At 62.5% G+C, this 12,155-nt stretch carries 10 protein-coding genes; 8 read left to right on the plus strand and 2 right to left on the minus strand.

Translation table 11 applies throughout. The features are described 5' to 3' along the window. Window positions 1–274 precede the first annotated feature (274 nt). Window positions 275–1,849: a 2-isopropylmalate synthase gene (locus SM763_RS18990; RefSeq protein ID WP_065272765.1), complete on the plus strand. Its 1,575-nt coding sequence runs from the start codon at window positions 275–277 to the stop codon at window positions 1,847–1,849. 118 nt (window positions 1,850–1,967) lie between these two features. Here the strand turns inward: SM763_RS18990 and SM763_RS18995 are convergent, their stop codons facing one another. Then, entirely contained in the window at window positions 1,968–2,762 is a 795-nt protein-coding gene (locus SM763_RS18995; protein ID WP_368999432.1) for a 23S rRNA (adenine(2030)-N(6))-methyltransferase RlmJ, read from the minus strand. Between the two features lie 275 nt (window positions 2,763–3,037). Between SM763_RS18995 and SM763_RS19000 the strand changes: the two genes are divergently transcribed. The 7 genes from SM763_RS19000 to SM763_RS19030 are packed head-to-tail and all read left to right on the plus strand — an operon-like array spanning window position 3,038 to window position 10,057. Continuing rightward, entirely contained in the window at window positions 3,038–4,084 is a 1,047-nt protein-coding gene (locus SM763_RS19000) for a rod shape-determining protein (RefSeq protein WP_065272763.1), read from the plus strand. A gap of 50 nt (window positions 4,085–4,134) precedes the next feature. After that, window positions 4,135–5,076 carry a rod shape-determining protein MreC gene (gene mreC, locus SM763_RS19005; protein ID WP_065272762.1) on the plus strand — a complete coding sequence of 314 codons (942 nt, stop codon included), beginning with the start codon at window positions 4,135–4,137 and terminating at the stop codon, window positions 5,074–5,076. Further along, complete coding sequence (locus SM763_RS19010) at window positions 5,069–5,605, plus strand: rod shape-determining protein MreD (protein WP_274827799.1); 537 nt, start codon at window positions 5,069–5,071, stop codon at window positions 5,603–5,605. Before mreC ends, SM763_RS19010 begins: the two co-directional genes overlap by 8 nt. Further along, window positions 5,605–7,551 (plus strand): penicillin-binding protein 2, encoded by a 1,947-nt coding sequence (gene mrdA, locus SM763_RS19015; protein ID WP_274827798.1) that lies wholly within the window; start codon window positions 5,605–5,607, stop codon window positions 7,549–7,551. Before SM763_RS19010 ends, mrdA begins: the two co-directional genes overlap by 1 nt. After that, on the plus strand, window positions 7,548–8,687 hold the full coding sequence (rodA, locus tag SM763_RS19020; protein WP_065272759.1) for a rod shape-determining protein RodA: 1,140 nt from the start codon (window positions 7,548–7,550) through the stop codon (window positions 8,685–8,687). The genes mrdA and rodA overlap by 4 nt, the downstream gene beginning before the upstream one ends. A 36-nt stretch (window positions 8,688–8,723) precedes the next feature. Next, window positions 8,724–9,134 (plus strand): VOC family protein, encoded by a 411-nt coding sequence (locus tag SM763_RS19025; RefSeq protein ID WP_368999433.1) that lies wholly within the window; start codon window positions 8,724–8,726, stop codon window positions 9,132–9,134. After that, the gene (locus SM763_RS19030; protein WP_368999434.1) at window positions 9,131–10,057 is read left to right on the plus strand and encodes a 2-hydroxyacid dehydrogenase; all 927 of its coding nucleotides are present in this window, start codon (window positions 9,131–9,133) and stop codon (window positions 10,055–10,057) included. The genes SM763_RS19025 and SM763_RS19030 overlap by 4 nt, the downstream gene beginning before the upstream one ends. Window positions 10,058–10,135: 78 nt before the next feature. On the opposite strand, the gene SM763_RS19035 is transcribed toward SM763_RS19030, so the two are convergent. Beyond that, window positions 10,136–12,151 (minus strand): M3 family metallopeptidase, encoded by a 2,016-nt coding sequence (locus SM763_RS19035; protein ID WP_368999435.1) that lies wholly within the window; start codon window positions 12,149–12,151, stop codon window positions 10,136–10,138. Between the last annotated feature and the right edge of the window lie 4 nt (window positions 12,152–12,155).

The raw sequence follows: 12,155 nt of genomic DNA on the forward strand, positions 1-12,155 counted from the left end.
TCTGCCCGCACCAAAGCGCTCTGCCGACCGCCAAATGGTCAGGATCACTGAGCTATTTTCGCTCTTTCCATTCGCGGCGCGCTCTGTATAACTTTGCCGCATGACAGCTCGCGCACATATCTTCGGCCCGGCCACCGCCATTTGCGGTGCGGCTCTGCGCGACCTACTGATCCTAACCCGCCTCTGAGCGTGCCATTCGGCGCGCCCGCTCAGAGGAGGAGGCTTGCGCGCCACGAGAATGGATCCAGGACAGAGTTTTAAGAAAGCTACCGACATGACGACTGCACTTGAAAAAGATCGCGTATTGATCTTCGACACCACTTTGCGCGACGGCGAGCAGAGCCCCGGCGCCACCATGACCCACGATGAAAAGCTGGAAATCGCGGGCCTTCTGGACGAGATGGGCGTCGACATCATCGAGGCCGGTTTCCCCATCGCCTCCGAAGGCGATTTCAAAGCGGTGAGCGAGATCGCCGAACGCTCAAAGAACGCGGTGATCTGCGGTCTGGCGCGCGCCAATTTCAAGGATATTGACCGCTGCGCCGAAGCCGTGCGCAAGGCTGCCAAACCCCGCATTCACACCTTTATCGGGACATCGCCCCTGCACCGCGCCATTCCGAATCTCACCATGGATGAGATGGCCGAGCGGATTCACGACACGGTGACCCATGCGCGCAATCTCGTCGATGACGTGCAATGGTCGCCCATGGATGCGACACGCACCGAATGGGATTATCTCTGCCGGGTGATCGAGATCGCCATCAAGGCCGGCGCCACCACCATCAACATCCCCGACACCGTTGGCTATACCGCGCCGCTGGAATCGGCTGATCTGATCCGCCGCCTGATCGAAACCGTACCGGGCGCGGACGAGGTGATCTTTGCCACCCACTGCCACAACGACCTGGGTCTTGCCACGGCCAACGCTCTGGCCGCCGTCGAGGGCGGCGCGCGTCAGATCGAATGCACCATCAACGGTCTGGGCGAGCGAGCCGGCAACACCGCGCTCGAAGAGGTGGTGATGGCGCTGAAGGTACGCAATGACATCATGCCTTGGCACACGCAGATCGACACCACCAAGATCATGCATATCTCCCGCCGGGTCTCCACCGTCTCTGGCTTTCCGGTGCAGTTCAACAAGGCCATCGTCGGTAAGAACGCCTTTGCCCACGAAAGCGGCATCCACCAGGACGGGATGCTGAAGAACAAAGAAACTTTCGAGATCATGCGCCCCGAGGACGTAGGTCTTTCAGGAACCTCGCTGCCGCTTGGTAAGCACTCAGGCCGTGCGGCGCTGCGCGACAAGCTGAATAACCTTGGCTATGAGGTCGGCGACAACCAGCTCAAGGATATCTTTGTCCGCTTCAAGGAGCTTGCCGACCGCAAGAAGGAAGTCTTTGACGACGACATCATCGCGCTCATGCGTTCTGGCGAGGATGCCGAGAACGATCATCTGCAACTGGTGTCGATGAAAGTGATCTGCGGCACCGGCGGCCCGGCCGAAGCGACGCTGGAAATGGAGATCGACGGCAAGGATCTGAGCGCCACGGCACAGGGCGATGGCCCGGTGGATGCCGCCTTCAAAGCGGTGCGCGAGCTTTATCCGAACTCGGCGCACCTGCAGCTTTATCAGGTTCACGCCGTGACCGAAGGCACCGATGCACAGGCAACGGTTTCCGTCCGGCTGGAGGAAGACGGCAATATCGCCACCGGCCAGTCGGCCAACACAGATACTGTGGTTGCCTCGGCCAAGGCCTATATCAACGCGCTGAACCGGCTGATCGTGCGCCGCGGCAAGGTCGGCGAAGGCGCCGATACCCGCGAAATCTCCTACAAGGATGCGACCTGAGCGTCTGAAAGATTCGGCGCCGTGCCGCAGGCGCGGCGCTAGGCCCAACGCCTTGTCGCCCATCTCTGATGGGCGGCCAAGGGGGCGGGAGATCCCCCCTCCCCTACAGGTCTTCGCCTCAGCCCTGATTGAGCCTGTCGAACAGGGCCGAAATACGCGCGGCTTCCTCTTCGGCGCCAAAGGGCGCATTCACTACGAACATACCTGATCCAGCCATCCGGTGCCCGGCGCGCACCGGCGGAAAGCGCACCTCGTGGCGCAGGGCGCCCGGCAGCGCCTGCGTCTCTAGCGCGCTCAGCATCTTTTGATGCGCCCCATCTGTCAGGATCGGATACCACAGCGCGATGACGCCGACGTTCCATTTCCGGTGCAGCTTGCCGATGATGCCGGGGATACGGGCGTAATCGGATTTCACCTCATAAGACGGATCGATCAGCATGAGCCCTCGGCGCGGCGTCGGCGGTGCCAGCGACAGGGCCAGCTCGAACCCATCCTGCTGATGCACCTTGGCATGCCAGGGCCTCAGCGCCTGCCGCAGGGCAGCGTATTCCTGCGGGTGCAATTCGGCAAAATGCAGGCTGTCGATCTCGCGCAGCAGGGCCGCCGCCACCAGCGGCGATCCGGGATAGCTGGTCTCGCCAAACCGCTCGCGGCAGGCATCAATGGCGCGGCTCAGCGGATGATCCTCCCCCAGTCCGTGATTTTCCAGCACCCGGGAAATCCCCGCGGCCGCCTCCCCCGTCTTAAGCGCCTCGGGCGCCTCCAGCTCATAGACGCCCCGCCCGGCATGGGTTTCGATATAGCTGAGCGGTTTGTCCTTGCGGGTCAGATAGGCCAGCATCCAGGCCAGAAGCGCGTGTTTCTGGACATCCGCCAGATTTCCGGCGTGGTAGATATGTTGATAGGACAGCATGACACAGCCCCTACCCCGGTTGGCGCGCCATAGAAAGATCCTTTCGCCGATGCTGCGCCGCAAAACGCCCTGCCCGGCATCGTCCAAGAACCACCCGAACCACAGTGTTCAACATGCCCAAGGCGTGGCCAACCCCCATGTTTCACAGGCGGAAAGGCGCTAGTTGGAGGTAATCGGCCCTTTCGCGGCAGCGCTGCGCTGCTTATAAGATCTACAATGCGCGTTGGCAGCAGAGTCGCGGGCACGAACGGCAGAACTTACAGGATCCCTCATTTATGGCGCTCTTTGGAAATCTAGGCGGTCTGTTCACTTCGGACATGGCCATCGATCTCGGCACTGCGAACACTCTGGTCTATGTCAAGGGCCGTGGCGTGATCCTGTCCGAGCCGTCGGTTGTTGCCTATCACGTCAAGGACGGCGTAAAGAAAGTTCTGGCCGTGGGCGAGGACGCCAAGCTGATGCTGGGCCGCACCCCCGGCTCGATCGAGGCGATCCGCCCGATGCGCGAAGGCGTGATTGCGGACTTCGACACCGCCGAGGAAATGATCAAGCATTTCATCCGCAAGGTGCACAAACGCTCGACCTTCTCCAAGCCCAAGATCATCGTCTGCGTGCCCCATGGCGCGACCCCGGTTGAAAAACGCGCGATCCGTCAGTCGGTTCTCTCCGCAGGCGCCCGCCGCGCCGGGCTGATCGCAGAGCCCATCGCAGCCGCCATCGGCGCGGGCATGCCTATCACCGACCCCACCGGTAACATGGTCGTGGACATCGGCGGCGGTACCACCGAGGTGGCGGTTCTGTCCCTTGGCGATATCGTATACGCACGCTCGGTCCGCGTCGGCGGCGACCGCATGGACGAGGCAATCATCTCCTACCTGCGCCGCCAGCAGAACCTTTTGATCGGTGAAGCCACCGCCGAGCGTATCAAGACCTCCATCGGCACCGCCCGCATGCCCGACGATGGCCGAGGCCAGTCGATGCAGATCCGCGGCCGTGACCTGTTGAATGGCGTGCCCAAGGAAATTGAGATCAGCCAGGCGCAGGTCGCCGAGGCGCTGGCCGAACCGGTGCAGCAGATCTGCGATTCCGTGATGACCGCGCTGGAAACCACCCCGCCGGATCTGGCCGCCGATATCGTCGACCGTGGCGTCATGTTGACCGGCGGCGGCGCGCTGCTGGGCGATCTGGATCTGGCCCTGCGCGAACAGACCGGCCTTGCCGTTTCCATCGCCGACGAAAGCCTGAACTGCGTGGCCCTTGGCACCGGCAAGGCACTGGAATTCGAAAAACAGCTGCGCCACGCCATCGACTACGACAGCTGAGGCGCCCAGCCCCGCGCCTGCCGGGGTGATCCACACCCGAAAGGAGTCCCTTGGCCAAAGACCGGTCACAGCGCGAAGATTATTCCGCCCCGCTGCGCCGTTTGCTGATCGGGCTGGTGTGCCTGTGCCTTGCCGCCATTTTTCTGGTCTGGCGGATCGATAGCCCAAGGGTCGAACGCTTCCGCGCGCAGCTGGTGAATACCGTTGTGCCGAATATGGACTGGGCCATGGTGCCGGTCACCGCGACGGTCAACCTGTTCCGGGACTTCCAAAGCTATCAGCGCCTTTCCGAACAGAACCAAGAGTTGCGCTCCGAGCTGCGCCAAATGCGCGCCTGGAAAGAAGCTGCGCTGCAGCTGGAACAGGAAAACGCCCGCCTGCTGGATCTCAACAACGTACGGCTCGATCCCAAGCTGACCTATATCACCGGTGTGGTGATGGCCGACAGCGGATCGCCCTTTCGCCAGTCTGTGATCCTCAACATCGGCGCCCGGGACGGGATACAGGATGGCTGGGCCGCCATGGACGGGATCGGTCTGGTGGGACGTATTTCCGGCACCGGACAGGATACCGCGCGGGTCATTCTGCTGACTGATGCCGCCAGCGCGGTGCCTGCCACCATCCAGCCTTCGGGGCAGACCGTTCTGGTGACCGGTGACAACAGCGCTGCGCCAGTGCTGGATTTCCTTGAAAACCCCGATCTGATCCGCCCCGGCGACCGGGTCATCACCTCTGGCGATGGCTCCGTCTTTCCGCCCGGGCTGCTGATCGGTCAGGTGACCGAGGACCGCACCGGCCGTAAGCGGGTGCGCCTGTCTGCCGACTACGAACGGCTGGAATTCCTGCGGGTGCTGCGCCATCAGGGCTCTGAGGTGATCAAGGAGCCCGGCGGACTGGTTGTCCCGGCGCCGGATGCCACTGTGCCTCTCCCGCGGCCGCAAAACCTGGCGCCCGAGGCCCTGTCCGCGTCCGAAGGGGAGAGCAATGGCTAGCACCTCGCCCGCGCGGATCTGGATGATGCGGATGGCCTTTCCGGCTCTGGCACTGGTGCTGATCTTCTTTCACCTGCTGCCGCTGGACACGCTGCCGCGCCGTTGGGCGCCGCCAGACCTGCTGCTGGCGCTTGCCATGGCCTGGTCACTGCGGCGGCCGGATTTCGTGCCTGTTCTGCTGCTGGGGGCAACCATGCTGGTCGCCGACATGATGTTCCAGCGCCCGCCCGGCCTTTTTGCGCTGCTGGTGGTACTGGGCTGCGAATTCCTGAAGTCGCGAATCCCGCCGCACCGGGAAACCGCCTTTGCCGCGGAATGGCTCGCCGTCGCCTTTGTGATCGCAGGTATCGTGGTGCTCAACCGAGCCATTCTTGCTATTCTGGCCGTGGCGCAGGCACCCTTGGGTCTCACGCTGATTCAAGCCCTGCTGACGATTGCTGCCTATCCGCTTGTCGTGATCTTTAGTCAAAGCCTTTTGGGTGTGCGCAAACTGTCACCTGCCGAAGCCGAAGCCCTGGGAAGCCGCTGATGAAACGCAATCCGAAAGAGCTGGAATTCAGCCACCGCAAGCTGACCCGTCGGGCGCTGCTTCTGGGCGGTTTGCAACTGGGGTTTGCGGGCGGGTTGGCGGCCCGCATGCGCTATCTGCAGGTAGATCAGGCCGATCAGTTCCGGCTGCTGGCCGAGGAAAACCGGATCAATATCCGCCTGCTACCGCCAGCACGCGGTGAGATCTTCGACCGCAACGGCATCACCCTGGCGCAGAACTCGCCCTCCTATCGCATCACCATTGTCCCCGAGGACGCCGGCGATGTGGGCGAGGTGATCGCCAAACTGTCGCGGCTGATCGAAATCGACCCTGAAGATATCGAGCGCGCCATGGCCGAAATGCGCCGCTCTCCGCCCTTCCTGCCGGTAACGCTGGCCGATCAGATCGGCTGGGAGGACATCTCGAAAGTAGCGGTCAACGCCCCTGCCCTGCCCGGCATTACCCCCGAGGTCGGCCTGACGCGGATCTATCCGCAACGCGGCGCCTTTGCCCATGTGGTCGGCTATGTCGGGCCGGTCTCGGATTATGACCTCAGCAAGATGGAATCGCCGGAACCGATCCTGCGCATTCCTCGTTTCCAGATCGGCAAGGTTGGGTTTGAGGCCAAGCGTGAGGACGCCCTGCGCGGCAAGGCCGGCGCCAAGCGCGTCGAGGTGAATGCTACCGGCCGCGTCATGCGCGAGCTGGACCGGCGCGAAGGTGAGGCCGGCGCCGACATGCAACTGACCGTCGATGCCGAGTTGCAAAGCTATGTGCAGGCGCGCCTTGGCAACGAAAGTGCCGCTGCGGTGATCATCGATTGCGAACATGGGGACACCCGTGCCATCGCCTCCTCGCCCAGCTTTGATCCCAATCTCTTTGTGCGTGGCATCTCGGTCGCCGACTATAGCCTGCTGACCGGCGACCCCTACCGTCCGCTGGCGAACAAGGCGGTGCAGGGCACCTATCCGCCAGGTTCGACCTTCAAGATGGTGACAGCGCTGGCTGCACTGGAGGAAGGGTTGATCGGCCCCGAGGAAACCGTCTGGTGCCCCGGGTATCTGGAGGTCTCCGGCCGCAGGTTCCACTGCTGGAAACGCGCAGGACACGGGCATGTGGATCTCAACACCTCGCTGAAACAATCCTGCGACGTCTATTACTACGATCTGGCGCTGAAGGTGGGGATCGACAAGATTTCTGCCATGGCCAACCAGCTGGGGCTGGGTGTCCGTCACGATCTGCCGATGTCGGCCGTGGCCAGCGGCCTGGCCCCGAACCGCGAGTGGAAGCAGCGGGTGCACGGGCAGGACTGGCTGATCGGCGACACTGCAAACGCCTCTATCGGGCAGGGCTATATGCTGGCCTCGCCAATGCAACTGGCAGTGATGACCGCGCGGATCGCCTCGGGGCGCAGTATCACCCCGCGTCTGCTGAAATCCATCGACGGGATCGAACAGCCTAGCGGCGGCGGCGAGCCTTTGGGGCTCAATGAAAACAACCTGCGCACCGTGCGCCGGGGCATGTTCTCGGTCAGTAACGACCGGCGCGGCACCGGCTACCGCTCACGCATCATCGCCGAAGACATCCGCATGGCCGGCAAAAGCGGCACCAGCCAGGTGCGCAATATCACCGCGGCCGAACGCGCCGCCGGGGTGATCCGCAACGAGGATCTGCCCTGGGAGCGGCGCGACCACGCGCTTTATGTCTGCTTTGCGCCTTATGACAAACCCCGCTTTGCGGTTGCTGTCGTGGTCGAACACGGGGGTGGCGGGTCACGCGCCGCCGCACCCATTGCCCGCGATGTCATGTTGCAGGCGCTGTTTGATGGAACGCCGCCCCTGTCCGCCTACCCCAAGGGCGATCGCAGCCGCATCAAGGCGCAGCAGGAGCGGCTGGAACGCGAACGTCTGAAACGGGAAGAAACCGGGGGCAGCGACCGGGCATGAGTTATCTTGAAAGCCGCGCCAAATCCGTCCCCTCGGGCCTGCGCAAGATCCTGTATCTGAACTGGCCGCTGACCTTGCTGCTGGCCTCGGTCGCCGGGGTGGGCTTTCTGATGCTCTATTCCGTGGCAGGTGGATCGTTCTCGCCCTGGGCCGAGCCGCAGGCAAAACGCTTTGCTCTTGGCATGGCGGTCATGATCATGGTGGCCATGGTGCCAATCTGGTTCTGGCGCAACATTTCCGTCCTTGCCTATCTGATGTCCATCGTGCTGCTGCTGGCGGTGGAGTTCTTCGGCACCGTCGGCATGGGTGCGCAGCGCTGGATCGACATTGGTTTCATGCGGCTGCAACCCTCTGAGCTGATGAAGATCACCCTAGTGATGCTACTAGCCGCCTATTATGACTGGCTGCCAACGGAAAAGACCTCGCGCCTGTTCTGGGTGTTGGTGCCGGTGATCATGATCCTATTCCCCACATTTCTGGTGCTGCGGCAGCCGGATCTGGGCACCTCGATCCTGCTGATGGCCGCCGGGGGTGGGGTCATGTTTCTGGCAGGTGTGCACTGGGCCTATTTCGCAACGGTGATTGCTGGCGCCGTTGGTCTGGTCACGGCGGTGTTCTATAGCCGCGGCACCGACTGGCAGCTGATCAAGGACTACCAGTTCCGCCGCATCGATACCTTTCTTGATCCCTCTCAGGATCCGCTCGGCGCGGGCTATCACATCACCCAGTCCAAGATCGCCCTTGGCTCGGGCGGCTGGTCCGGGCGCGGTTTCATGCAGGGCACCCAGTCCCGATTGAACTTCCTGCCGGAAAAACACACCGATTTCATCTTTACCACCCTGGCAGAGGAATTCGGCTTTATCGGCGGCTTTACCCTGCTCAGCATCTACGTGCTGATCATCGTCTTCTGCGTCGCCACCGCGCTTGCGGCGCGAGACCGGTTCTCGTCACTGGTGACGCTTGGCATCGCCATCACCTTCTTCCTGTTCTTTGCCGTGAACATGTCGATGGTGATGGGGCTGGCACCGGTTGTCGGCGTGCCCCTACCGCTGGTTTCCTACGGGGGCTCGGCCATGCTGGTGCTGCTCGCCGCCTTTGGCCTGGTGCAAAGCGCAAACGTCCACCGCCCGCGCTAGAACGGGCGGCCCAACCAACAACAGGAATTCCGGAATATGAGCATATTTCACCTTGCCTATCATGTTGACGATCTGGAGGCAGCCCGCGCCTTTTATGGCGGTGTTCTGAGCTGCAACGAGGGGCGTAGCACCGATACCTGGGTCGATTTCAATTTCTTCGGCCATCAGATTTCGCTGCATCTCGGGCCGGTCTTTGCCACCGCCAATACGGGCAAGGTGGGTGAGCACATGGTGCCGATGCCGCATCTGGGTGTGATCCTGCCACAAGAAGAATGGCGCGCTCTTGCCGACCGGCTGGAGGCCGAGGGGATCGACTTCACCATCCCCCCCACCACCCGTTTTGGCGGAGAACCGGGCGAGCAAAGCACGATGTTTTTTCACGATCCCGCAGGCAACCCGATCGAGATCAAGGGCTTCCGGGACATGGCAGGAGTATTTGCCACATGATCAACGTTCAGTTCGCCGCCCTGCCCGCCCGCTGGGACACCTACCGCGAGCCGCTGAAACGCGCCTTTGCCGAGGCCGGACTGACGGTAGATATGCGGCAGGATCATCCCGCCGATCAGGTGGATTACGTGGTCTATGCGCCCAATTCCGACCTGCAGGATTTCACCCCCTATACCCGCTGCAAGGCAGTGCTGAACCTCTGGGCCGGGGTGGAAAAGATCGTCGGCAACCAGACCCTGACCATGCCGCTGTGCCGGATGGTGGATCCGGGGCTGACAGCCGGCATGGTGGAATGGGTCAGCGGCCACGTGCTGCGCTATCATTTGGACATTGACCGCTCCATCGCCATGCAGGACCGGTGGGAGCCGGTGGTACCACCGCTAGCCTTTGAACGCCCGGTGACTGTGCTCGGCCTTGGCGCATTGGGCAGCGCCTGCGCGCAGAGCCTGGCCCGTATCGGATTTCCGGTCACCGGCTGGTCGCGCTCGGCCAAGGAGATCGACGGGATCAAATGCCTGCATGGAGACCACGGGCTGAAACAGGCGTTGTCAGAGGCGAAAATCGTGATCCTGTTGCTGCCGGATACGCCCGCGACCAACAACATCCTGAACGCCGTTACTCTGGCGATGCTGCCGAAGGGTGCGCGGATCATCAATCCGGGCCGGGGGCCACTGATCGACGACGCCGCCCTGTTGGAAGCGCTGGACAGCGGTCAGGTGGGCCATGCCACGCTGGATGTGTTCCGCGTGGAACCCCTGCCCGCAGAGGATCCCTATTGGGCACATCCCAATGTCACCGTCACGCCCCATATCGCGGCGGAAACCCGGGCCAGCACGGCATCGCAGGTGATCGCCGAAAACATCCGCCGCGGCGAGGCGGGTGAGCCGTTCCTGCATCTGGTAGACCGGTCTCTGGGTTACTGACTGGACCATTTTCTGCCCCTGAAACGAATGGCGCCGGGAAGAGCAATCTTCCCGGCGCCAGTTTTTTTGTTCAGCGGCTTATTCTGCGGCCAGCCCCCGCCCCTTGAGCAGCGCATCCACCCCGGGCAGACGCCCGCGGAAGGCGGTGTAAAGCTCTGCCGGATCCTTGGAACCGCCAGTGGACAGGATATGCTCCTCCAGCGCCTTGGCGCGTTCGGGATCAAAGGCCCCGCCTGCCTCTTCAAAGGCGGCAAAGGCATCAGCGTCCATCACTTCGGACCACATGTAGCTGTAATACCCGGAGCTATAGCCATCGCCGGAAAACACATGCGCAAAATGCGGTGTGGCATGGCGCATGGTGATGGCGTGGGGCATGCCGATCTCGGCCAGAACCTCGGCCTGACGCGCCATCGGATCCGCCGGGGCGGCGCCATCGTGGAAGGCCAGATCAACCAGCGCGGAGGCAACGTATTCCACCGTCTGAAAGCCCATGTCATAGGTCGCAGCGCCCAGAACCTTGTCCAGCATTTCCTTAGGCATCGGCGCCCCGGTTTCGGCATGGGTGGCAAACTCGCTGAGCACCTCGGGCACTTCCAGCCAGTGTTCATAGAGCTGCGAAGGAAGCTCCACGAAATCGCGGGCCACCGAGGTGCCCGAGATGCTTTCATAGGTCACATCCGACAGCATCTGGTGCAGCGCATGGCCGAACTCGTGGAACAAGGTGCGCGCATCATCATAGGACAACAGCGCCGGATCGCCCTTGGCAAAGTTGCAGACGTTGATCACGACAGGCGCCTGTTTTTCCGGAAACTTCGCCTGACCGCGCATGGCCGAACACCAGGCGCCCGAGCGTTTCGATCCACGGGCAAAATAGTCGCCGATGAAGACCGCCATATGCTCACCGTTGCGCGTGACCTCCCAGGCCCGGCAATCGGGGTGGTAAAGCGGGATATCAAGCGGCGCGAACTCCAGCCCGAACAGGCGGTTCGCACAGGAGAAGGCCGCCTCGATCATCTTGTCGAGCTGCAGATAGGGCTTCAGCTCGGCCTCATCGAGGTCATGTTCGATCTTGCGGCGCTTTTCCGAGTAATAGCGCCAGTCCCAAGGCTCCAGATCACCATTGATACCATCGGCCTGCATCATCTCGGTCAGGATGGCCGCATCCGCATCCGCCCGCGCCTTGGCCGGGCCCCAGACATCCATCAGCAGGCCCCGCACGGCTTCGGGCGTCTTGGCCATTTCAGTTTCCAGCTTGTAAGCCGCGAAATTCTCATATCCCAAGAGCTTGGCTCGTTCCTCGCGCAGGGCAAGGATCTCTGCCGCAATCTCCCGGTTGCACGTCTTGCCGCCATTGGCTCCGCGCGCCGCCCAGGCCTGGAACGCCTTTTCCCGCAGATCCCGGCGCGGAGAGAATTGCAGGAACGGCGTGATGATGGAGCGCGAGGTCGTTACGACAGGCCCGTCCACGCCCTTTTCCTTGCCCGCAGCCCGGGCAGCCGCGATGGCGAAGTCCGGCAGGCCTTCCAGATCCTCTTCAGAGAGTTCCATGAACCAGTTGCTCTCATCCGCCAGCAGGTTCTGAGTGAATTCGGTGCCAAGGGTGGCAAGCCGTCCCTTGATCTCCTGCATCCGGGCATCCTCCGCCCCTTCCAGTGCTGCACCACCGCGCACGAAACTGCGGTGGGTCAGCATCAACACGCGCTGCTGTTCCTCGGTCAGGTCCAGCTCATCGCGCTGATCCCAGACCGCCTTGATCCGTGCATAAAGCGCCTTGTTCGCAGTAATGGCCGAAGAATGCGCCGCCAGTTTCGGTGAGAATGCACGCTGCAACTCCTGCCGCTTGGGATTACTGTCGGCGCCTGCCACCGTGTAGAACACCGACAGGACCTGCTCCAGCGCCTGGCAAGGTGTTTCCAGCGCCCCGATCACATTGTCAAAGGTCGGCGCATCGGGATTTGACGCGATAGCGTCGATCTGGGCGTTATGGGCCGCAAGGGCCTGATCCAGCGCGGGCCCGAAATCTTCGTCGGAAATCTGGTCGAAGGGCGCGATTTCAAACGGGGTATCCCAGTGGGACAACAGGGGGGTGGTCATAGGC

The organism is Pseudophaeobacter sp. C1-32P7, from assembly GCF_041008775.1.
GTDB lineage: Bacteria > Pseudomonadota > Alphaproteobacteria > Rhodobacterales > Rhodobacteraceae > Phycobacter > Phycobacter gallaeciensis_A.

Excerpts from the sequence above, each read along its gene's own strand:
- rodA (WP_065272759.1), top strand. The coding sequence starts at position 7,548 with ATGAGTTATCTTGAAAGCCGCGCCAAATCCGTCCCCTCGGGCCTGCGC.
- SM763_RS19000 (WP_065272763.1), top strand. The coding sequence starts at position 3,038 with ATGGCGCTCTTTGGAAATCTAGGCGGTCTGTTCACTTCGGACATGGCC.
- SM763_RS19025 (WP_368999433.1), top strand. The coding sequence starts at position 8,724 with ATGAGCATATTTCACCTTGCCTATCATGTTGACGATCTGGAGGCAGCC.
- SM763_RS19030 (WP_368999434.1), top strand. The coding sequence starts at position 9,131 with ATGATCAACGTTCAGTTCGCCGCCCTGCCCGCCCGCTGGGACACCTAC.
- mrdA (WP_274827798.1), top strand. The coding sequence starts at position 5,605 with ATGAAACGCAATCCGAAAGAGCTGGAATTCAGCCACCGCAAGCTGACC.
- SM763_RS18995 (WP_368999432.1), bottom strand. The coding sequence starts at position 2,762 with ATGCTGTCCTATCAACATATCTACCACGCCGGAAATCTGGCGGATGTC.
- SM763_RS19010 (WP_274827799.1), top strand. The coding sequence starts at position 5,069 with ATGGCTAGCACCTCGCCCGCGCGGATCTGGATGATGCGGATGGCCTTT.
- SM763_RS18990 (WP_065272765.1), top strand. The coding sequence starts at position 275 with ATGACGACTGCACTTGAAAAAGATCGCGTATTGATCTTCGACACCACT.
- SM763_RS19035 (WP_368999435.1), bottom strand. The coding sequence starts at position 12,151 with ATGACCACCCCCCTGTTGTCCCACTGGGATACCCCGTTTGAAATCGCG.